Raw genomic sequence first — 21,424 nt, 5'->3', positions numbered from 1 at the left:
CGGCGAACGGCTCGTCCATCAGCAGCAGCCGGCTGTCCTGCGCCAGGGCGCGGGCCAGCGCGACCCGCTGCCGCATACCGCCGGACAGCTCGTGCACCCGCTTGCCGTACGCGCCCTTCAGCCGCACCAGTTCGAGCAGCCGCTCCGCCTCCGGCCGGCGCTCGGGCTTGGGTACGCCCCTGAGCTTGAGGGCGAGTTCGATGTTCTTGCCCGCGGTCAGCCATGGGAACAGCGCGTGCTCCTGGAACATCAGGGCGGGCCGGCCGTCCGTGCCGATGGTGCCGGCGGACGGCCGGTCCAGCCCCGCGACCAGGTTGAGCAGGGTGGACTTGCCGCAGCCCGAGGCCCCCAGGAGGGTGACGAACTCGCCGGGAGCGACATCGAGCGTGATGTCGTCCAGGACGAGCTGCTGTCCGGCGGGGCCGGCGAAGGACTTCGAGACATGCTCGATCCGGGCGGCGTACGTCGCCGTCGTGGCGTCCTCGGCGACCTCGGCGGTCGTGGCCGTCGACGTGGCCATGGTCGTCACCTCCTGGGAAACGTCGGGTGCGGGGTGCGGGCGGGTGCTACTTGACGCCGAGACCGGCGTCGTCGACCTCGTCCTTGCCCTCGGCCTTGAGGACCTTGTTGAGCGGCGCGAGGTCGTAGATGCCCTTGAGGTCGGGCTTCTCCAGCAGGCCGGCCTGGACCGCGTGGTCCGCCTCGGTGTCGAGGGTCGCGGCCAGCGGGTCGTCCAGGAAGGTGATCGACTTCCACGCCGGGTTGATGATGTCGGCGGGCAGGGCCTTGCCGGAGAGCTGCTCCAGGGCCTTGTTCGCGGCGGCCTTGGCCTTGTCCGGGTTGGCGTTGATCCACGCGTTGGTCTTCACCGAGCCGCGCAGCACGGCCTCGACGACGTCCGGGTGTTCCTTCAGGAAGTCCTGCCGCACGATGAGGTTCGTGATCACGAACTTCTTGTCGGGCCACAGGTCGGCCTCGTCGAGGAGCACCTTCGCGCCCTCGGCGACCAGCTTGGACGCGGTCGGCTCCGGCACCCACGCGCCGTCGATCGAACCGGACTTGTAGGCGTCCGGGGTGATCTTGTTGTCGGTGCGGATGACCGAGACGTCGCCCTTGCCGCTCTCCGCGTCGACCTTCCAGCCCTGCTCGGAGATCCAGTTGAGCAGCGCCACGTCCTGGGTGTTGCCGAGCTGCGGGGTGGCGATCTTCTTGCCCTTGACGTCCTTCAGGGACTTGATCTTCTCGGGGTTGACGACGAGCTTCACGCCGCCCGAGGCCGAACCCGAGATGATCCGCAGGTTGCTGCCGTCCGCCTTGGTGTAGCCGTTGATGGCGGGGGAGGGGCCGATCCAGCCGATGTCGATGGACTTGGAGTTCAGCGCCTCGATCTCCGACGGCCCCGCGTTGAACGTGGACGGCTTGATCGTGGTGCCGCCGAGCTCCTTCTGGAGCAGGCCCTCCTGGACGCCCACCAGAGCGGTGGCGTGCGTGAGGTTGGGGAAGTAGCCGATCTTCACCTCGTCGGCGGAGAGCTTCTTGGCGTCCGCCGCGACCTCGGCCTGCTTGCCGTCGTCGGTGGACTCGGCGCCGTAGCCGCAGGCGGTCAGCAGCAGGGGGAGCGCCGCGATGACGGCGAAGGTGCGCAGGGTGGTGAGCGGTCTTGCGGCAGACACGGAGGTGTCCTCTCAGGGAAAGGGTGATCAGGGAGGTACGGCACGGGGCGTGAAGCCTGCGGGTGCGCACCGGCACACCACTCGCCCGCCGTCCCGGTGGGACAGCAGGGGGCGCAGCGATGTGGGGGGACGGCCGGGAAGCGCGGAGGGGCTCAGACGGGCCGACAGATGGCGCTGGACGTCCGGCCGAAGTCGATGTGGCGACGTGTGGTCAGGAGGGGCGACGACAGGTCTGTGCGGTCGCGCGTGCTCATGGCCACCCCACCCCACAGATTCCTAGTTTTCCTACCTGGTTGATGGGGATCGTGGCAGAAGCCCGCCCCTATCCCAAGGGGCTTTTCATATAATGGACACTTCCTGCTCGCTATTCGAGAAGTCCCAGGTCACGCGCCCGGCGCCAAGGGCGCGCAAAAGCGCGCGCGCCACCGCGTCGTTCTGGCGGAAGGCGGGCGCGTCGGTGCGGGGACGGGCGAAGGCGGCTACCGCCCGGCTGTTGGTCGGGGCGCCGAGCGCGATACGACGCGGATGGGTGCCGCCGACGGACGGGTCGAGGACGTGGCCGTCCGCGGGGGAGACAGCGAGCAGTCCGGAGCGGTGGGTGTGGGTGGCGTCGGCGATGACCTCCTCGGTGAGGGCGCCGGCCCGGTGCAGCTCGCGCAGGAGGGGGTCCTCGGTGCGGTCGAGGGAAGCGGCGGGCAGATATGCCTCGATCAGCGCGGGCGCGTGGACGGTGTGGCCGGGGACGGTGGCGCTGGTCGCGGTGAAGGTGCCGGTGGTCTCGTCGGTGCCGATCCGGATACCGGCGCCGAGGAAGCGGACGACCCCGGCCGTGGACAGGGCCAGCAGCTGGCGCAGCCGGAAGCCGGGCGGCCCGGAGGCCAGGAAGTTGAAGAAGCCCTGCCACCAGCCGTCGAGATGCTCGGCGACGGACCGTGCGGTCAGCCGTCCCGCCGCGACCAGCCGGGGCAGCTGCCCGTACAGGGAGAGCAGGGCGAGGAACGCCCCGAGGTCGGCGCTGAACTCCGGGTCCTCGCGGCGGGTGACGTCCCGGGCGACGTGGTCGCGCAGATGGTCCTGGAAGGCGTCCGGGGTGGGGAAGGAGAGGCCGTCCAAGGGGTGGTCCAGGGGCTCGAAGTCCAGCCGGTCCGCCGGGTCCGGTACGGCCTTGGCGACGAGGGCCGCCCTCTCGTCGCCGTACCAGTCCAGCCGGTCGTACGCTGCGACGAAGTCCGGCCAGGGCAGGGCGGTGCGCCCGGGGTGGGCGTGGAAGAGCTCGTGGTAGTGGCCGAAGCCGATCTCCTTGGCCATCAGCGGCCAAACATCGCGTCGCAGATCCAGCGGGCGGCCCTCGGCGAGCAGCCCGTCGACCGCGTCGGGACCGAAGTACCGGGGCAGCGGGGGCCGCGGCCCCTGGAGCTGGTAGCGGGTCTTGGAGTGGTACGGCACCCCGCGCCTCGATCCGACGTGCAGGACGGGCTCGCGGCCGGACGGCAGGTAGGTGAGGGTGCCGTCGGGTTCGGTGCGGTAGGTACCGCCGCGGCCCTCGGTGAGCATGGACATCAGGTCGATGAAGGCGAGCCCGAAGCCGCGCAGGATGACGTGTTCCCCGGGGCGCAGCCCGGACAGGTCGGCGTCGGCCGAGAACTCCGGCGGGAGATGGAAGCGGCCGTGCCGGCGGGCGAAGGCGGCGAGGTCGCGGTCCCCGGCGGCGGGGAGGGAACCGATGTGTCCCTGGGCGAGGACCACCAGGTCGGCGGTGAGCGGGGTGGCGCGGTCGGCCAGGTGGACCTGTTGGGGGCCGTCGGGGGGACCGGTGACGGCGGTCGCGGTGGTGCGGTGCCACTCGACGGTGACGGTGGGCGGCAGTTCGGCCAGCGCCCGGCGGAACACCCAGTCCAGGTAGGCGCTCTGGGCGCGGCGGGTGGGGAAGTCGCTCCCGGTCAGCGAGCGCAGCTCGGCGAGCACGTCCGGGTCGGCCGGTTCGACGTAGGGCGGGTGACGCGGGCCCCGGCCGGAGAACTGGGCCGCCCACTCGGCGAGCGAGGGACCCGGCCGTACCGGGCCCTCGATGGTGGACGACTCGTCGGTGAACATCGTGACGTCCTCCGCCATCGAGTTCATCCGCAGCAGCCCGGACTGCTCGTCCCGCCAGACCCGCCCCGGCCCCGGCGGATGCGGGTCCACCAGATGAATCCGCAACTCCCGCCGCCCGGCCCACAGTTCGGGCGCGTTGGCGGCGATCCGCTCCAGCAGCCCCGTGGCGCGCGGCCCCGCGCCGACGACGACCAGAACGGCCGAGGAAGGGTCGCCGCTCACCGGTCGCCGCCGATCGCCGGGCGGGCGTCGGACGCCGTCGCAGCGCTCAAGCGCAGGCGTACGGCGCTCAGGTGGCCGCGCAGCCGCTGGAGCGGAGTGGGCGGCAGGGCACGGGAGTTGCCGCGGGCGTAGTACCGCTCGACATAGAACTGGCCCGCGCTCAGCACCGTGGTCACCGCGATGTACCACAGCGTGGCGACCATCAGCAGCGGGATCACCTGGTACGTCTGGTTGTAGATCAGCTGCACCGAGTACAGCAGGTCGTGCACGGCCAGCACGCTGACGATGCTGGTGCCCTTCAGGGTGCCGATCAGCATGTTCCCGGCGGTCGGCACGATGGAGCGCATCGCCTGCGGCACGACGATCCGGCGCAGGGTGCGGCGTCTGCTCAGACCGAGTGCCTGGGCCGCCTCCGTCTGCCCGGCGTCCACGGAGAGGATGCCGCCGCGGACGACCTCGGCGGCGTAGGCCGACTCGTGCAGGGTCAGGCCGATCACGGCGGTGAGGGTCGGGCCGAGCAGGTTGACCGTCTTGACGGTGAGGAACTCCGGGCCGAACGGGATGCCCAGGCCGAGCGTCGGGTACAGGGCGCCGATGTTGAACCAGAACAGCAGCTGCACCAGCAGCGGCGTGGACCGGAAGACCCACACGTAGCCCCAACTCAGCGTGCGCAGCACCGGGTTGGCGGAGAGCCGCATGACCGCGAGCAAGGTGCCGAGCAGAAAGCCGAGCACCATCACGACCGCGGTCAGCCACAGCGAGAGCAGCAGTCCGTCGAGCACGGCGGTGGTGGTGAAGTAGCGGCCCACCACGTCCCACTGGAACGCCTCGTTGCGGACCACGGAGTTGAGCACCATCGCGAAGAGCAGCAGGGCGACGGCGGCGGTCAGCCACCGGCCGGCGTGCCGGCGCGGCACGATCCGGGGCAGGTCGGGGGCGGGGGCGTCGGGTGCCCGCGGGGTCTTCGCGGCAGGCGTGGACGTGACATCGGGCGGCGTGACCATGAGGAGGCTCTCCGGGGGAGGGAACGCAGACGTGGGTGACCCGGGGGCAGGACGGTGCTCAGCCGCATCCGCTGCCGGCGCCGGGTTTCGGTGTCGTCACGCCGCCGCGTCCCTCAACGCGGCCGGAGAGGCTGCCGCGCAGCGCGGAGCCGGTCCGTCTTCGATCGTATGTGCCCATGGCGTCGCCGTGTCAACAGCGCGCCGTGCGAAGCCGGTCGTGCCGGTCCGGCATCCGGGCCTCGCTTGACGGGAAGCGCGATGTCCTGCTCAATTGGTCGCATGAATGCCCAGCAGCGCTTGGTCACGCGCGATCACATCGACTTCGGTCGGGTGTGGTCCGCGGCGTGTTGCGTCTGACTCGGCAGCGGGCCGTCTGACCGGCCCTTCCCTCCCTCGGTGACCCCGTCGCGGGCCGAGTCCTCCCTTCGCGCGCTGCCGCCGCACCCCCTTCTCCTCCCCTCGACGCCCGGCGTCGTCACGCCCGCACCAGAGCCGTCAGCCGTCGACTGACGGACCGTCATTCATGCCTGCACGCAAGGTGGTTCAGCCGTGCCCGGCCGCCGGTTCGGCCTGCCTTCCCGTGCGCCGCATTTCCGAAAGGTCATCCCATGCCCGTGGAGTTCCTCGGCATCGCCGCCACCAACGACGGCTCCGAAACCACGCCGCGCTCCGGCGCCGCGTTCGACAAGGAGTACACGCTCAGGCTCGCCCGGGCGCACGAGGACCACGACTGGGACCGGGTGCTGTTCGCCTACGGCTCCGGATCGCCGGACCCGGCGCCGGCCGCCGCGTACATCGCGAGCCGGCTGGACCGCCTCCAGATCCTGCTCGCCCACCGGCCCAACGTGTCGTACCCCACCTTCGCCGCCAAGACCTTCGCCACCCTCGACCAGATCAGCGAGGGCCGGCTGACCGTGCACTTCATCACCGGCGGCAACGACCACGAACAGGGCCGCGAGGGCGACACGCTCACCAAGGACGAGCGCTACGCCCGCACCCGCGAGTACATCCGCGTCGTCAAGAAGATCTGGACCACCCACGAGCCCTTCGACCACGAGGGCGAGCACTACCGCTTCCACGACTTCGTCAGCGACGTCTTCCCCGTACAACAGCCCCGCCCCGGCGTGTCGTTCGGCGGTTCGTCGGCCGCCGCGTACGCCGCCGGGGGCGCCGAGGCCGACATCTACTGCCTGTGGGGCGAGCCGCTGGCGAAGACCGCCGAGCAGATCGAGCGGGTGAAGGCCGCCGCGAAGGCCGCCGGCCGCACCGACGTCCCGCGCATCCAGGTCGCCTTCCGCCCGATCATCGCCCCGACCGAGGAGCTGGCCTGGGAGAAGGCCCACCGCACGGTCGGCGCGATCAAGGCCCGCAAGGAGCGCGGCGAGGCGATCACCAAGCGCCACAACGGGCTCGACCAACCGCAGAACACCGGCTCCCAGCGCCTCATCGCCATCGCCGAGGCGGGCGAGCGCTACGACCGGGCCCTGTGGACCCCGACCGCCGCCGCGACCGGAGGCGCGGGCAACTCCAACGCCCTGGTCGGCACCCCGGAGACGGTCGCCCAGGCGCTGCTCGACTACTACGACCTCGGCGTCGACATCCTCTCCGCGCGCGGCTACGACCTGCTGGGCGACGCCATCGACTTCGGCCGGCACGTCATCCCGATCGTCCGCGAGGAGGTCGCCAAGCGCGACGCCGAGCGGGCGGCACGCGGCGCGCAGGCCCTCACGGCGGTGAACGGGTGACCTCCGCACCGGAATTGACGGTCATTCAGGTACCAGTCTCCGATCCCCGGGTCGAGCCGCTGCTGCGCGAACTCGGCCACGAGTACTCCACCCGCTACGGCGCGGACGCGCACGACGAGATCGCCCGCTACCCGGACGAGGAGTTCACCGAACCGTACGGCGGTCTGCTCCTGCTGCTGCTGGAACGCGGCGAGCCCGTCGCGGGCGGCGCCTTCCGCCGGTACGACGCCGCCACGGCCGAGTTGAAGCGGATCTGGACCCATTCCGCCCACCGCAGACGCGGCCTCGCCCGGCGCGTCCTCGCCGAGCTGGAGCGCGCGGCGCGGACCCGTGGCTACCGGCGGCTCTGGCTGACCACCGGGCCACGCCAGCCCGAGGCCCGGGGCCTGTACCTGGCCACCGGTTACACACCGCTGTTCGACACCGAGGCCGACCCGGAGACCATCGGGCCGCTGCCCTTCGAGAAACACCTCGCAGTCCGGGAACACACGGGAAGGGCCGCCGACCAGTGACCATCCGCACGATCAGAACCCGTCTGCGCGGCGCCGCCGCCCTCGCCCTGCTCCCGCTGCTGGCACTGACCGCCTGCGGTTCCGGCGACGGTGACGGCACGGCGGCCGTGGGCGCCCAGGGCTCGCCCGCGCCGACCGACGACCCGGTCGCCGCCGTACGCAAGGTGGACTCCGTCGCCGCCCTGCTCCCGGCCGACGTGCGCAAGGCGGGCACGCTGCGGGTCGGCAGCTCGGTCGCGGGCCCGCCCAGCGCCTACTACCCCAACGGCACGGACAAGGAGCCCGCGGGCCTGGACATCGACCTCGCCGACGCCGCGGCCAAGGTGCTCGGCGTGAAGCTGGAGCGCCAGGACGCCTCCTTCGAGACGATCCTGCCCGCCCTCGGCAGCGGCAAGTACGACGTCGGCACCGGCAACTTCGGCGTCACCAGCGAGCGCCTGAAGACCATCGACTTCGCCACCTACATCAACGACGGCCAGGGCTTCGCCGTGAAGAAGGGCAACACCACGCTCAAGAAGAAGGTCACCGACCTCACCGAGCTGTGCGGGCTGACCATCGGCACCGGCGCCGGCACCACCTTCGAGGCCACCCTCACCGCCCAGAAGGGCGTGTGCGCCAAGGCCGGCAAGAAGCCGTACGACGTGAAGGTCTACTCGGAGAACGGGGCGACGCTCACCGCGCTCCAGCAGGGCCGTATCGACGTGATCATGTCGACCATCAACGGACTGCGCTACCAGGCCGCCCAGGCCGCCTCACAGACCACGTTCCTCGGCGAGTTCCACCGCCTCGACGTCGGCTTCGCCTTCAAGAAGGGCTCCCCGCTCACCGAGGCCTTCCAGGCCGCCGTCAACGAGCTGATCAAGGACGGCGCCTACGCCCGGATCCTCACCAAGTGGGGCACCGCCGCCTCCGCGATCGACACGTCGCGGATCAACCCGGCCGAACACAGGTGACCCATGCGCCGGTTCGCGACGAAGGAGATCTCTTGAGCGCCGTCATGGTGGACGTCCACGGCGTCCACAAGAGCTTCGGCCCGCTGGAAGTGCTGCGCGGCGTCGACCTCCAGGTGCGTGCCGGCGAGGTCACCGTGATCCTCGGCCCGTCCGGCTCCGGGAAGTCCACGCTGTTGCGCACCATCAACCACCTGGAGAAGGTGAACAGCGGCTGGGTCAGCATCGACGGCGAACTCATCGGCTACCGCCGCTCCGGGAACAAGCTGCACGAGCTGAGGGAGAAGGACGTCCTGAGGCAGCGGACGAACATTGGGTTCGTCTTCCAGAACTTCAACCTCTTCCCGCATCTGACCGTGCTGGAGAACCTCGTGGAGGCGCCCGTCTCCGCACGGCGCCGCCCGCGCAAGGAGGCGGAGGACACCGCCCGCCGGCTCCTGGACCGGGTCGGACTGGCCGACAAGGCCGACACCTACCCGCGTCAGCTCTCCGGCGGCCAGCAGCAGCGCGTGGCCATCGCCCGCGCGCTCGCCCTCGAACCGAAGGTGCTGCTCTTCGACGAGCCGACCTCGGCCCTCGACCCGGAACTCGTCGGCGAGGTCCTCGACGTCATCAAGGACCTCGCCAGTACCGGCACCACCATGATCGTCGTCACTCACGAGATCGGCTTCGCCCGTGAGGTCGCCGACAGCGTGGTGTTCATGGACGGCGGAGTCGTCGTGGAACAGGGCCCGCCCACCGCCGTCCTGGACCACCCCCGCCAGGAACGCACCCGCGCCTTCCTCTCCAAGGTCCTCTGACTCCACTGACCGACCCGGGCCGCAAGGTCAACAAGGGCAGCGGTCCGGTCAAGCCGCTCGCGTCCGGTACGCACGGGCGTTGCGCACGAACAGCTCGTTGAGATCACGGACCGCGCGGGGCACGGAGGCGGAAGGCCGGCGCTGCAACACCAGCAGCACGTCGGTCGCGTCGTCCGCGAGCGGCCGTACAGTGATCGCGCCCCGCCGCTCCAGGGGGTCGCCGAGGACACTGAAGTCGGGCAGCACGGTCGCCCCCAGTCCCTCGGCGACCATCAGCTTGCCCATCTCGGCGCCGTCGGTGGAGTAGGAGAACGAGGGCGTACGGCCGTCGAGCAGCCGGTGCAGGAAGCGGTGCATGACATAGCCGGACCGCATCACCACCAGCGGCTCGGCCAGCAGGCTGTCCGCGTCCACCGCCTCCAGGGCGGCCAGGGGACTGTCCGGGCGTACGCACACCACCGGACGGCCGCGCAGCAGCTCCGTGGTCTCGAAGCCGGGCGGCAGGTCGTCGCCGCCGAGGTAGTTCACCAGCCCCAGATCGAACGCCCCCTCCAGCAGCCCGCGATGGATCTCCGACTGCTGAGCGCCGACCAGTTCGACCTGGGTGAGCGGGTGCGAGGAGCGGAACTCCCGCACCGTCGGGATGACCAGTGGGACGGTGGCCGTGTTGACCGTGCCGAGCCGGACCATCCGGCTGATGCGGTGCTGGTCGCCGGCCGCGCCGCGCAGCCGGTCGACCGCGTCCAGCACGCTCATGATGTGCGGCAGCAGCTCCCGCCCCTCGTCGCTGATCTTCGCGCCGGACCGCTTGCGCTCCAGCAGCTCCACGCCCAGTTCCCGCTCCAGATTGCGCACGGTCTCGCTGAGCGCCGGCTGGGAGAGGTGCAGTTCGTCGGCGGCCCGCCGCAGCGATCCCAAACGCGTGACGGCGGCGATGTATTCGAGCTGTTCGATACGCACCCAAGGAGAGTGCGCCGCGCCGCGGACCGGGTTCAAGGGAATCCCTGTCACAACCTCGTGAATACCGACTCTCAGCATGTGGAATCACGTCCGGGCATTCTTGACCGGCCGGACTCCCCGCTGCTTTGATCGATGACATGAAGCGACAGGACCTCACGCGGCGACGCCACGTCGACCTCGCGCGTGTCTCCAGCTCCTGCTGTCGCTGTCGGGTCTGAGCGCACAGACCGGCCTCCGAGGGAAACCCTCGCACCCGCGCCGATCCCGCCTCACACATTTCACCGCAGGCCGATTTCCGTCGTGAATTCGGCTTTCCCGGGAACAGCGCGCCCGCACGCCTGAATCCCGCTCACCGAACACGTTTCCCTGCACGCACGCGCCCTTTTTCCGCGTGCGCAGTCATGCCAGGAGTTCCCCATGCCCGTACCGCCCGGATCCGACCCCGTCCGCTTCGCCTACTGGGTGCCGAACGTCAGCGGTGGCCTGGTCACCAGCACCATCGAGCAGCGCACCGACTGGGGCTACGACTACAACCGCGAACTCGCCGTCCTCGCCGAGAACAACGGCTTCGACTACGCCCTCAGCCAGGTCCGCTACATGGCCAGCTACGGCGCCGAGTTCCAGCACGAGTCGACCAGCTTCAGTCTCGCCCTGCTCCTCGCCACCCAGCGCCTGAAGGTCATCGCCGCCGTCCACCCCGGCCTGTGGCACCCCGGCGTCCTCGCCAAACTCGGCGCCACCGCCGACCACCTGTCGAACGGCCGTTTCGCGGTCAACGTCGTCAGCGGCTGGTTCAAGGGCGAGTTCACCGCGCTGGGCGAGCCCTGGCTGGAGCACGACGAGCGCTACCGCCGCTCCGAGGAGTTCATCACCGCCCTGCGCAAGATCTGGACCGAGGACCACACCCAACTCGCCGGTGACTTCTACCGGTTGCGTGACTTCACCCTCAAGCCCAAGCCCCTGAACACCGCCGAGCGCCCGCACCCGGAGATCTTCCAGGGCGGCAACTCCACCGCCGCCCGCGCCATGGCCGGCCGCGTCTCCGACTGGTACTTCAGCAACGGCAAGGACTTCGACGGCGTCACCGAGCAGATCAACGACGTCCGCGCCGCCGCCGCCCAAGTGGGCCGCAGCGCACCCAAGTTCGGCCTCAACGGGTTCCTCATCGCCCGCGACACCGAGGCCGAGGCCCGCGACACGCTCCGCGAGATCGTCGCCAAGGCCAACACCGAGGCCGTCCAAGGCTTCCGCGACGCAGTCCAGCAGGCCGGCCCGTCCACCGCCGACGGCAAGGGCATGTGGCAGGACTCCAGTTTCGAGGACCTCGTCCAGTACAACGACGGCTTCCGCACCGGCCTGATCGGCACACCCGAGCAGATCGCCGAGCGGATCGTCGCCTACAAGCGGCTCGGCGTCGACCTCTTCCTCCTCGGCTTCCTGCACTACCTGGAGGAGGTCGAGTACTTCGGCAAGCGGGTGCTGCCCCTCGTACGCGAACTGGAGGCCCAGCAGGCCGAGTCCGGGTCCGAGCCCGTCGCTGCCGCCCACGCCTGACCGCCACCCGAACCCACAGCCGAAAAGGGGATCCCCATGAGCACCGCCGCACCGGCCGACTTCAAGACCGCCCCCGCCCCCAAGGACGCCGAGGGCTGGCTCGTCCGCGCCGCCGAGGTCGCCGCCGTCCTCGCCACCGACGCGGCCGCCCGCGACAAGGCCGCCGCCACCCCGTACGCCGAGGTCCAGCTGCTGAAGGACTCCGGCCTGGTCACCCTCCTCGGCCCCGTCGAGCACGGCGGCGCCGGCCAGGACTGGCCCATCGCCTACCGCGTCGTCCGCGAGGTCGCCAAGGCCGACGGCTCCATCGGCCAGCTGCTCGGCTACCACTACCTGTGGAACTGGGCCGCCCGCCTGGTCGCCACCCGCGAACAGTGGGAGCACGTGGAGGCCGAGGCCGCCCGCAACCAGTGGTTCTTCGGCGGCGCGGTCAATCCGCGCGACCAGGACGTGGTGGTGAAGGACGAGGGCGACACCCTCACCTTCACCGGCCGCAAGACCTTCTCCACCGGCAGCAAGGTCTCCGACGTCACCGTGCTCGAAGGCGTCCTGGAGGGCACCGACGACCACGTCTTCGCCATCGTCCCGTCCGACAGCGAGGGCCTGACCTTCCACGACGACTGGGACAACATCGGCCAGCGCCTCACCGAGAGCGGAGGCGTCACCCTCGACGCCGTACGCGTCCCCTGGTCCGCCGCGGCGGGCTACGTCGACAAGCGGTTCCAGCCGCGCGTCTACAACACCCTCAACGTGCCGACCATCCAGCTCGTCTTCGTCAACTTCTACCTCGGCATCGCCGCCGGCGCCCTGGAGACCGCCGCCACCTACACCCGGACCAAGTCCCGCGCCTGGCTGCACGGCGGCCACGAGCACGCCGTCGACGAGCCGTACGTCATCGACACCTACGGCGACCTCACCGCCAAGCTGTGGGCCGCCGAAGCCCTGGCCGACGCCGTGGCCGCCGAGGGCCAGAAGCTGCACGACGACCCGGACGCGGTCACCGAACAGGCCCGCGGCGAGTTCGAGGTACGGGTCGCCGCCGTGAAGGCCCGCGCCACCGACGTGGCCCTGGAGATCACCAACCGGATCTTCGAGGTGACCGGCGCCCGCGCCACCGCCTCCGCCGAGGGCCTCGACCGCTTCTGGCGCAACGTCCGCACGCACACGCTCCACGACCCCGTCGCCTACAAGCGCCGGGAGATCGGCCGCCACGTCCTCACCGGCGAACTGCCGCAGCCCACCTGGTACTCCTGAAAGGTCGGTCCTGTCATGGCCACCATCCTCTCCGTCTCCGGCAGCCCCTCCGCCACCTCCCGCACCGCCCGGCTGCTGCGCCACCTCGACGACCGGCTCGCCGCCCAGGGCCACGACGTGATCCCGCTCGACGTCCGCACCCTCCCGCCCGAGGCCCTGCTCCACGCCGACTTCCGGCACCCGGCGATCGTCGAGGCCACCGCCCTGGTCGAGCGCGCGGACGGCATCGTCATCGGCACCCCCGTCTACAAGGCCGCCTACTCCGGTCTGCTGAAGTCGCTGCTCGACCTGCTCCCGCAGTACGCGCTCGCGGGCAAGACCGTCCTCCCGCTGGCCACCGGCGGCACCACCGCCCACGTCCTGGCCATCGACTACGCCCTGCGCCCCGTACTGAACTCCATGGGCCCCGCCCACATCACCCCGGGCTGGTTCACCCTCGACAAGGACATCACCGTCGGCGACGACGGCACCCTGACCGTCGCGCCCGGCACCGCGGAGGCGCTGGCCCAGGTCACCGACCAGTTCTCGCTCGCCCTCGGGGGCCGCCCGGCCCTGCTGGCGGCCACCGGATGAGCACCGTGACCGTGATCGCCGGCGACGCCGAGGCCCTCGGTGTCGCCGCCGAACTGGCCGCGGACTTCCGCAAGGACGCCGCCGAACGGGACGCGCGGCGCCGGCTCCCGCACGCGGAGGTGGAGCGGCTGTCCGCCTCCGGGCTGCTCGGGGTGACGGTGCCCGCGGAGTTCGGCGGCGCGGACGTCCGTACGGAGACACTCGCCGAGATCTTCCGGCTGCTGGCGTCGGCCGACGCCAGCCTCGCCCAGATCCCGCAGAGCCACTTCGTGTACGTGGGCGTGCTGCGCCGACAGGGGACGCGGGAACAGCAGGAGTTCTTCTTCGGCGAGGTCCTGGCGGGGAAGCGGTTCGGCAACGCCCAGTCGGAGGCCGGAACCAGCCATGTGCAGGACATCCGTACCCGGCTCAGGCGGCACCCGGACGGGTCGTACGTCCTCGACGGCGTCAAGCACTACTCCACCGGAGCCCTGTTCGCCGACTGGATCCCCGTCCTCGCCCGCGCCGACGACGACAACCTGCACGTGGCGTACGTCCCGAGGGACGCGCCCGGCCTCACGGTCGTGGACGACTGGGACGGCATGGGCCAGCGCACCACCGCCAGCGGAACCGTCCGCCTGGAGTCGGTGCCGCTGCCCGCCTGCCAGGTGGTGCCGCACCACCTCACCTTCGCGGGGCCCCAACTCCACGGCGCGGTCGCCCAGTTGCTGCACGCGGCCATCGACGCCGGGATCGCCTCGGGAGCGCTGGCCGAGGCCGTGGAGTTCGTCCGCACCAAGAGCCGCCCCTGGTTCGAGAGCGTCGGCGAAGGACACGCCACCGCGGCCGAGGACCCGCTGCTGATCCAGCGGTTCGGGGAACTGGCGATCCGCGTCCGGGCCGCCGACGCCCTGCTCGACACGGCAGCGCGGTCCGTGGACGCCGCCCGCGCCGAGCTGACAGACGACTCCGCCGCCGAAGCCTCGATCGCGGTGGCCGCCGCCAAGGTGACGGCGGCTCAGGCGGCCCTGGAGGTCGGCAGCGCCCTCTTCGAGGTGGCCGGCACCCGCTCCGCGCTCGACTCCCTGGGCCTGCACCGCCACTGGCGCGACGCCCGCACCCACACCCTGCACGACCCGGCGCGCTGGAAGGTCCAGCACATCGGCCGGCACGTGCTCAACGGCACCCGGCCGCCCCGGCACGGGCTGCTGTGACGCACGACCTCGAACGGAGACCCCCCATGGCCCTCACCTTCCACTGGTTCCTGCCCACCAACGGCGACAGCCGCCACGTCGTCGGCGGTGGCCACGGCACCCCGGCGACGGCGTCGGGCCGCGACCGGCCGCCGACGGTCGCCTACCTCAGCCAGATCGCCCGCGCCGCCGAGGACCTGGGCTTCGTCGGCGCCCTCACCCCGACCGGCGCCTGGTGCGAGGACGCCTGGCTGACCACCGCGATGGTCAGCCAGAACACCGAACGCCTGAAGTTCCTGGTCGCCTTCCGGCCCGGCTTCGTCTCCCCGACCCTCGCCGCGCAGATGGCGTCCACCTTCCAGCGGCAGACCGGCGGGCGGCTGCTGCTGAACGTGGTGACGGGCGGCGAGAGCCACGAGCAGCGCGCCTACGGCGACTTCCTCGACAAGGACGACCGATACCGCCGTACCGGTGAATTCCTCCAGATCGTCCGGGGGTTGTGGGAGGGCAGGACCGTCGATCTGGTCGGCGAGCACCTCCAGGTCGAGGACGCGAAGCTGGCCCGGGTGCCCGACCCGGTCCCCGAGGTCTACTTCGGCGGATCGTCGCCGATCGCCGGGGAGATCGCCGCCCGGCATGTCGACGTCTACCTCACCTGGGGCGAGCCGCCGGCCGCCGTAGCGGAGAAGATCGCCTGGATCCGGGCGCTGGCCGAGAAGGAGGGCCGCACCGTCCGCTTCGGCATCCGCCTGCACGTCATCACCCGGGACACCGGCGAGCAGGCTTGGGCGGAGGCCCGGCGGCTGCTCGCCGGCTTCGACACGGAGACCGTACGGGCCGTGCAGTCCGGGCTCGCCCGCAGTGAGTCCGAGGGGCAGCAGCGGATGCTCGCCCTGCACGGCGGCAGCAGCGACGAACTGGAGATCTACCCGAACCTCTGGGCCGGCATCGGGCTGGTGCGGGGCGGCGCGGGCACGGCGCTGGTGGGCAGCCACGACGAGGTGGCGGACCGGATCGCCGAGTACCACCGGCTGGGCATCGACGAGTTCGTGCTGTCCGGCTATCCGCACCTGGAGGAGGCGTACTGGTTCGGCGAGGGCGTGCTGCCGCGGCTGGAGGCCCGAGGGCTGTGGACGCATCCCTTCCCGGACGCGTCGGCCGCGGCGCCCGCGGCCCAGATTCCGTTCGCGGGCGCCGGGAGCCGGTGACGTCCGCACGACGGGAGACCATGGCCCGCCCTTGTGAATCGGCCGGTCGGGGGCGGGAATCGGCCACGCCGCCGCTCATTCCCTAGATTTCCTATCGATTTACTAGGGAAGTGTTGACCCCCGTCGGTGGAGCGAGTGAGGATGACGCCATGACGATCGCTCCCTCGGCCCCGGCCGCTCCGTTCGGCGACCCCGCGCGGGGCGCGGCCGTGCCGTCGGCGGACGCGACTCCATGGGAGACCGGACCGCACGACTGGCGGCACATCGCGCGCGAACTGGCCGACGACCTCGCCACGGACGCCGTCGAGCGCGAGCAGGCCGGCAAACCCCCGCACGACGAGGTCGCCCGGCTGCGTGAATCGGGACTGCTGACCCTGCTCGTACCGGCCGAACGCGGCGGCGGGGGCGCGGACTGGCGCACGGCCTACGCCGTCGTACGGACCGTCGCGGCCGCCGACGGAGCCGTAGGCCATCTGCTGGGCGGCCACTACTTCCTGTCCTACTGCGCCCGGTTCTTCGCCGGACCCGACCGCGCCGCACGCGTCGAACGGGCCTTCGCGGCGGGGCAGTGGTACTGGGGCGGCGGCATCGCCTCCCAGGAACCGCCGCTCATGCTGACCCCCACGGCGGGCGGCTATCTGCTGGACGGCCATCAGCGCTACGGCACCGGAGTGGGCGTCGCCGACCGCCTCCTGGTCCGCGCCGCCGTGCCCGGCACCGGCGAGCCCGTCGCCGTCCTCGTCGACCCCGCCCACCCGGGCCTGGTCAACGGCGGCGGCGGCGACACCTTCGGCCGGCGACTGGCGGCCGCCGGCGGCGTGGGCTTCGACGCCGTACCGGTCACGCACGACGACGTGCTCGGCTCCCTCTCCGCCGACGACGGCGCCCTGTCACCCTTCGCCGGCCTCGCCGCGCCGACCGCGCGACTGGTCTCCGCCCAGTTCTGTCTCGGCGTCGCCGAGGGCCTGCTCGGCGAAGTCCGCGAGCACGGACGGACGGTGAAGTCGTCGTGGGAGTCGTTCCCCCCGCAGCCGTGGCAGGGGCACGCACCACAGGACCCGTACGTGCTGACCGCGTACGGCGAACTCGCCGTCACCGCACATGCCGCGTCCGCCCTCGCCGACCAGGCGGTGGCGGCCCTGACCCGGGGCCTGGCACGGGGCGAGGACCTCGACGACGAGGAGTGCGCGCAGATCGCCGTCCTCGCCAGCGCGGCCGAGGCCGCCGCCGCCAGGGCCGCGCAGGACATCACCACCCGCGCCCTGGACGCCGTCGGCGCACCCGCCGCCCTCGCCCAACACGGCCTGGACCGCTTCTGGCGCGACACCCGCGCCCACACCCTGCGCGAACCGGTCGCCCACCGGCTGCGCGAGGTCGGGGACTACTTCCTCAACGGCGCGCACCCTCCGTTCAGCCTCCCCGCCTGACCGGGGGACCGGCCGGTGGGGACGCGCGCCGCGGTGATGGATAATCTCAGCATGCGGATCTCGGCGAGGGCGGACTATGCGGTGCGGGCGGCGTTGGAGCTGGCCGCGGCAGGGGAGGACACCTCACTCAAGGCCGAAGCGATTGCCGAGGCGCAGGGCATCCCGCACAAGTTCCTCGAAGGCATCCTCGGCGACCTGCGCCGCGGTGGCCTCGTGGTCAGCCAGCGCGGCGGCAAGGGCGGCTACCGGCTGGCCCGCCCGGCCGACTCGATCCCCATCGCGGACGTGATCCGGGTGGCGGACGGCCCCCTCGTCTCGGTGCGCGGCGTACGCCCGCCGGACCTCTCCTACATCGGTCCCGCGGAGTCCCTGCTGCCGCTGTGGATCGCCGTACGCGCCAACGTCCGCAAGATCCTCGGCGAGGTCACCCTGGCACACGTGGCCGCCGCCAAACTGCCCGAGGACGTGCTGAGCCTCGCGGACGACCCCGAGGCGTGGACGAATCCCTGACCGGCGTCTCGCTGCTCGGCGGCCCTCTTGACGCGGCTCGGATGTGGCCCGACACTCCACTCAGGGAATCCTAGTGAATTGGTAGGGAACCATTGGCCGCACCGCGCTGGACCTCGGCAGTGACGTGGTCCGCGTCGCCGTCCGGCCGCTGCCCCTGCTGACGTCCCGCCGCCACATCGACCTCGTGCGCGTGTGCAGCGCCGCGAGTTCCCCGCACGGTGAGGGCGGCACGCCCGTCCGCGTCTGAACCTCCCCCTCACCCTCACGCTCACCTGCCGCATCCCGGCCGCGCCGAAGCCGCCGCGCGCCCGAGCCGTCGTATGCCCATGACCGAGCACCCAGGGAGACGCATGTCCGCCCCAGCCCCGACCGCCGTGCCGTCCTTCCGCAGCAGGATCGGCTGTGACGCGCGCAGCGGCTACTACGCCGTGCCCCGCCGCTACCGCCTCCACCTGTCGCTCTCGTGCCCGCACTGTCTGCGGATCGCCGTCACGCACAGCCTCCTCGGCCTCGACGACACCGTCCCGGTGACGCTGCTGCCCGCGGTTCCCGACGCCGAGAACGGCGGGTACGCGCAGCTGCGCCCGCTGTACGAGGCCAGTTCGCACCAGCACCCCGGGCCGGCCGTCGCACCCGTGCTCAGCGACGACTGGACCGGAACGATCGTCAGCACGCACGCCCCGGACATCCTGCGGGACCTGGCCCGCAGGTTCGGCGGCCGTGGCCCGGACCTCTTCCCCCGGGGCGCCGAGGACGCCCTGGACGGCATCACCCGGCTCTGCGAGCAGGACATCTCCGGGGCGGCTCAGCGCGCCGGGGAGCCGCACGGCGACGCGACGGCACGCGACACCGCGCTGGCCACGCTCCTGCGCGCACTGGGCGAACTGGACCGGCGACTCGCCGCCCAGGAGTACGTACTCGGTGCCCGACCGACGCTGGCCGACGTCGAGTTGTGGGTCACCCTGGTCCAGCTGGACACGGTGCACCGCCACCACCTCTGTGCCGCCGCCGTGCACCGCGTCACCGGCCACCCGCACCTGTGGGCCTACGCCCGCAGGCTCGCCGCCCACCCCGCCTTCGGCTCCCACCTCGACCTGGACGCCATCACCCGCAGGCACCACGCCCACTGCCGCGGCCAGGAGGCGGCCGGCGCCGCGGTGCCGATCGTCGACTGGACGAGGTGATCCCCGGAACACCTCAGCCGGCCGGCTTCTCCCACACCGACACGTGCGCGCGGCTCTCGCCGGTGAACGGCTCGCGCGTCCAGTTCTCCCACCGGTCGCGCAGCCTGAGGCCGGCCAGCCGCGCCATCAGGTCCAGCTCGGCCGGCCACACGTACCGGAACGGGATCGACGAGTGCTCGGCGCGCCCGTCGACGATGGTGACGTAGTTGGAGCTCATCGCCTGGGTGGCGGGGTCGTAGGTGTCGAACGCCCAGCGTGTGTCGCTGATGTGGAACGGTACGGCGCCCTGCCCGGGCGGCAGCCGACGCAGCTCGGGCACCCCCACCTCGACCACGAAGCAGCCGCCGGGCCGCAGATGGGCGGCGGCGTTGCGGAAGCAGTCGACCTGGGCGTCCTGGGTCGTCAGGTTGTTGATGGTGTTGAAGACCAGGTAGGCCAGCGCGAACTCGCCCGCCACCGCCGTCGTCGCGAAGTCCCCGATCGTCACCCCGACGGCATCGCCGCCGCGCTTGGCCCGCAGCCGTTTCACCATCGCGCGGGACAGGTCGATGCCGTGCACCGGCACGCCCCGGCCGGCCAGCGGCAGCGCGATCCGGCCGGTGCCGATGCCGAACTCGAGCGCCGCGCCGTCGCCGGCGAGGCCGGCCAGCAGGTCGACCGCCGGGTCCACCGCGTCGGGGTGGGACATGTCCGCCGTGTCGTCGTCGTAGTCGGCCGCGATGTTCTCGCCGAAGTAGCCGTCGCCATCGAGGGAGCCGTTGTCATGGGGGGAGCCGTAGTCATCGGTCACGCCGGGACCGTACTGCCGGCCACCGCGCCCGGGCATCCGAATTTCCGTGCGCGGGGCCGGACCCGGGTGCTGGCACCACCCTGACCGGGGGGCTGGGCCGACTGCGCTCGCCGCCTTCGCGACCTAGCTTCGTGACGGACGGACAGATGGGCGGACGCGAGGAGACGTGATGAGCGCATTGAGTCGAAGGAACGTGCTGCGCGGCGGCGTGGTCGCCACGACGGCGGGGGTCGTGGCGCCCGGGCTGGGCACAGGTCTCACGGCGGCGGCGGCCGAGGACGGGACGTCCTTGCCGCCCCCTCCCGGACCGGCCATGGTCGGACGAGGCGAGCCGCGGTACCGGTCGCTGGCGTCCCGGGGCTACAACCGCCGGTTCGTGGGGAGCCCGGAGCACGTGTGGGTGGCCGGCACGACGGCGCATGTCGTACGGGCCGTGCAGCAGGCAGTCGACAGCGGGCGGCGGATCACGGTCCGCAGCGGTGGCCACGGCTTCGAGAACTTCGTCGCCGACCCGGCCGTCGAGGTGGTCGTCGACATGTCCGCTATGACGGCCGTCTCGTACGACCCGGGCCGGCGCGCCTTCGCCGTCGAGGCCGGCGCGCTGCTGGGCGAGGTGTACCGCAGGCTGTATCTCGGCTGGGGCGTGACGATCCCGGCCGGCTGGTGTGCCGACGTCGGCGTCGGCGGCCATGTCCTGGGCGGCGGCTACGGCCCGCTGTCCCGGCTGATGGGTCTGTCCGTGGACCATCTGTACGCGGTCGAGGTGGTCGTCGTGGACCGTGGCGGCAGGGCGCGCAGTGTGGTGGCAACCCGTGAACCCGCCGATCCGTACCGGGACTTGTGGTGGGCGCACACCGGAGGCGGGGGCGGCACCTTCGGCATCGTCACCCGCTACTGGTTCCGGACACCCGGCGCCCACGGTGACGACCCCTCCGGCCTGCTGCCCGCGCCGCCCTCCGGTGTGCTGAGCTTCTCCGTCTCCTGGGACTGGCAGAAGCTGGACCGGACGTCCTTCGCCCGGCTGGTCCGCAACCACGGCGCCTGGGCCGAGCAGCACAGCACTCCCGACTCGCCGTACCTCGCGCTCTACAGCGAACTCGCCCTGACCCGCCGCCCGTCGGGAACCGTCCTCATGATCGGGCAGGTGGCGGCGGACTCCGGTGCCGAGCGGATGCTGGACGAGCACATCGCGGCGATCAACCGGGGTGTGCAGGTCCAGCCGGTCCGCACGGTGCGCAACCAGTCCTGGCTGGCCGCGGCCCTGGCCGGCTCACCGGGCGACCCCGGGCCCGTCTACCGGCTGAAGGTCAAGTCCGGCTATCTGCGCCGCCGTTTCACCGACCGGCAGATCGACGTCCTGCACCACCACCTCACCCGGTCCGACTACGACCACCCGGGCGGCAGCGTGAGCCTCTACACCCACGGCGGCAAGGTCAACACCGTGGCACCGGACGCGACCGCGACCCCCCACCGCGACGCGAGCATCAAGATGTTCTACGTCAACGGATGGGAGGACCCCCGGGACGACGCCCGGCACATCGGCTGGCTGCGTGAGCTCTACGAGGACCTGTACGCCGACACCGGCGGCGCACCCGCGGCGGCCGACGGCGCGTTCGTCAACTACCCGGACACCGACCTCGCCGACCCCGCCCGGAACTCGGGCGCGCCCTGGCAGACCCTGTACTTCGGCGACAACTACCGCCGGCTCCAGCGCGTCAAGGCGAAGTGGGACCCCCGTGACGTCTTCCACCACGCCCTGTCGGTCAGGCGGGCTTGACCCCAGAGCCGAGCT

The 21,424-nt window shown here is 71.8% G+C and carries 21 protein-coding genes; 15 read left to right on the top strand and 6 right to left on the bottom strand.

Going from position 1 to position 21,424, the window contains the following annotated elements:
- The 4 genes from AQJ67_RS01620 to AQJ67_RS01605 form a co-directional block, all read right to left on the bottom strand.
- The coding region (locus AQJ67_RS01620; RefSeq protein WP_244190338.1) for an ABC transporter ATP-binding protein at nt 1–520 on the bottom strand (520 nt) is incomplete at its 3' end.
- 46 nt (nt 521–566) lie between these two features.
- A complete protein-coding gene (locus tag AQJ67_RS01615) occupies nt 567–1,673 on the bottom strand; it encodes an ABC transporter substrate-binding protein (RefSeq protein ID WP_062716139.1) in 1,107 nt (368 codons plus the stop codon).
- Between the two features lie 339 nt (nt 1,674–2,012).
- Nucleotides 2,013–3,989 (bottom strand): FAD/NAD(P)-binding protein, encoded by a 1,977-nt coding sequence (locus AQJ67_RS01610; RefSeq protein ID WP_062716138.1) that lies wholly within the window; start codon nt 3,987–3,989, stop codon nt 2,013–2,015.
- Nucleotides 3,986–4,993, bottom strand: coding sequence for an amino acid ABC transporter permease (locus AQJ67_RS01605; RefSeq protein WP_062716137.1), 1,008 nt, complete (start codon nt 4,991–4,993; stop codon nt 3,986–3,988). The genes AQJ67_RS01610 and AQJ67_RS01605 overlap by 4 nt, the downstream gene beginning before the upstream one ends.
- A gap of 608 nt (nt 4,994–5,601) precedes the next feature.
- Here AQJ67_RS01605 and AQJ67_RS01600 point away from each other — a divergent pair.
- Genes AQJ67_RS01600 through AQJ67_RS01585 form a run of 4 tightly spaced genes read left to right on the top strand, consistent with a single transcriptional unit; the run spans nt 5,602 to nt 9,000 of the window.
- The gene (locus AQJ67_RS01600; RefSeq protein WP_062716136.1) at nt 5,602–6,738 is read left to right on the top strand and encodes an LLM class flavin-dependent oxidoreductase; all 1,137 of its coding nucleotides are present in this window, start codon (nt 5,602–5,604) and stop codon (nt 6,736–6,738) included.
- Entirely contained in the window at nt 6,735–7,250 is a 516-nt protein-coding gene (locus AQJ67_RS01595; protein WP_062716135.1) for a GNAT family N-acetyltransferase, read from the top strand. Before AQJ67_RS01600 ends, AQJ67_RS01595 begins: the two co-directional genes overlap by 4 nt.
- A 2-nt stretch (nt 7,251–7,252) precedes the next feature.
- Nucleotides 7,253–8,203, top strand: a complete 951-nt coding sequence (locus AQJ67_RS01590) for an ABC transporter substrate-binding protein (protein ID WP_107122781.1) — start codon at nt 7,253–7,255, stop codon at nt 8,201–8,203.
- A gap of 44 nt (nt 8,204–8,247) precedes the next feature.
- A complete protein-coding gene (locus AQJ67_RS01585) occupies nt 8,248–9,000 on the top strand; it encodes an amino acid ABC transporter ATP-binding protein (protein WP_159058713.1) in 753 nt (250 codons plus the stop codon).
- A 48-nt stretch (nt 9,001–9,048) separates the two neighbouring features.
- Here AQJ67_RS01585 and AQJ67_RS01580 read toward each other — a convergent pair whose 3' ends face one another.
- Nucleotides 9,049–9,960 (bottom strand): LysR family transcriptional regulator, encoded by a 912-nt coding sequence (locus tag AQJ67_RS01580; RefSeq protein ID WP_062716133.1) that lies wholly within the window; start codon nt 9,958–9,960, stop codon nt 9,049–9,051.
- Nucleotides 9,961–10,097: 137 nt separating this feature from the next.
- Between AQJ67_RS01580 and AQJ67_RS50585 the strand changes: the two genes are divergently transcribed.
- The 10 genes from AQJ67_RS50585 to AQJ67_RS01540 all read left to right on the top strand — a co-directional run bounded on the left by AQJ67_RS50585 (nt 10,098) and on the right by AQJ67_RS01540 (nt 18,842).
- Nucleotides 10,098–10,178: a putative leader peptide gene (locus tag AQJ67_RS50585; protein ID WP_351078001.1), complete on the top strand. Its 81-nt coding sequence runs from the start codon at nt 10,098–10,100 to the stop codon at nt 10,176–10,178.
- Between the two features lie 199 nt (nt 10,179–10,377).
- Complete coding sequence (sfnG, locus tag AQJ67_RS01575; protein ID WP_062716132.1) at nt 10,378–11,514, top strand: dimethylsulfone monooxygenase SfnG; 1,137 nt, start codon at nt 10,378–10,380, stop codon at nt 11,512–11,514.
- A 36-nt stretch (nt 11,515–11,550) separates the two neighbouring features.
- The gene (locus AQJ67_RS01570; RefSeq protein WP_062716131.1) at nt 11,551–12,768 is read left to right on the top strand and encodes an acyl-CoA dehydrogenase family protein; all 1,218 of its coding nucleotides are present in this window, start codon (nt 11,551–11,553) and stop codon (nt 12,766–12,768) included.
- A 15-nt stretch (nt 12,769–12,783) separates the two neighbouring features.
- Nucleotides 12,784–13,341: an NADPH-dependent FMN reductase gene (gene ssuE, locus AQJ67_RS01565; protein ID WP_062716130.1), complete on the top strand. Its 558-nt coding sequence runs from the start codon at nt 12,784–12,786 to the stop codon at nt 13,339–13,341.
- Nucleotides 13,338–14,534: an SfnB family sulfur acquisition oxidoreductase gene (locus AQJ67_RS01560; protein WP_062716129.1), complete on the top strand. Its 1,197-nt coding sequence runs from the start codon at nt 13,338–13,340 to the stop codon at nt 14,532–14,534. Before ssuE ends, AQJ67_RS01560 begins: the two co-directional genes overlap by 4 nt.
- A gap of 26 nt (nt 14,535–14,560) precedes the next feature.
- Entirely contained in the window at nt 14,561–15,721 is a 1,161-nt protein-coding gene (locus AQJ67_RS01555; RefSeq protein ID WP_062716128.1) for an LLM class flavin-dependent oxidoreductase, read from the top strand.
- Between the two features lie 149 nt (nt 15,722–15,870).
- Nucleotides 15,871–17,148, top strand: a complete 1,278-nt coding sequence (locus tag AQJ67_RS01550; RefSeq protein WP_062716127.1) for an acyl-CoA dehydrogenase family protein — start codon at nt 15,871–15,873, stop codon at nt 17,146–17,148.
- 51 nt (nt 17,149–17,199) lie between these two features.
- On the top strand, nt 17,200–17,658 hold the full coding sequence (locus AQJ67_RS01545) for an RrF2 family transcriptional regulator (protein ID WP_062716126.1): 459 nt from the start codon (nt 17,200–17,202) through the stop codon (nt 17,656–17,658).
- Between the two features lie 124 nt (nt 17,659–17,782).
- Nucleotides 17,783–17,905, top strand: coding sequence for a putative leader peptide (locus AQJ67_RS50110; protein ID WP_279616868.1), 123 nt, complete (start codon nt 17,783–17,785; stop codon nt 17,903–17,905).
- A gap of 103 nt (nt 17,906–18,008) precedes the next feature.
- Nucleotides 18,009–18,842: a glutathione S-transferase C-terminal domain-containing protein gene (locus AQJ67_RS01540; RefSeq protein ID WP_107122757.1), complete on the top strand. Its 834-nt coding sequence runs from the start codon at nt 18,009–18,011 to the stop codon at nt 18,840–18,842.
- Nucleotides 18,843–18,855: 13 nt separating this feature from the next.
- Here AQJ67_RS01540 and AQJ67_RS01535 read toward each other — a convergent pair whose 3' ends face one another.
- Entirely contained in the window at nt 18,856–19,632 is a 777-nt protein-coding gene (locus AQJ67_RS01535) for a class I SAM-dependent DNA methyltransferase (RefSeq protein WP_062716750.1), read from the bottom strand.
- Between the two features lie 169 nt (nt 19,633–19,801).
- On the opposite strand from AQJ67_RS01535, the gene AQJ67_RS01530 reads away from it, so the two are divergent.
- Entirely contained in the window at nt 19,802–21,409 is a 1,608-nt protein-coding gene (locus AQJ67_RS01530) for an FAD-binding oxidoreductase (protein WP_062716125.1), read from the top strand.
- Nucleotides 21,410–21,424 lie beyond the last annotated feature (15 nt).

The sequence above is a fragment of the Streptomyces caeruleatus genome (assembly GCF_001514235.1).
Classification (GTDB): Bacteria; Actinomycetota; Actinomycetes; order Streptomycetales; family Streptomycetaceae; genus Streptomyces; species Streptomyces caeruleatus.
Note: the sequence above shows the minus strand (reverse complement) of the source record. Positions and strands in the feature narration are given on the sequence as shown.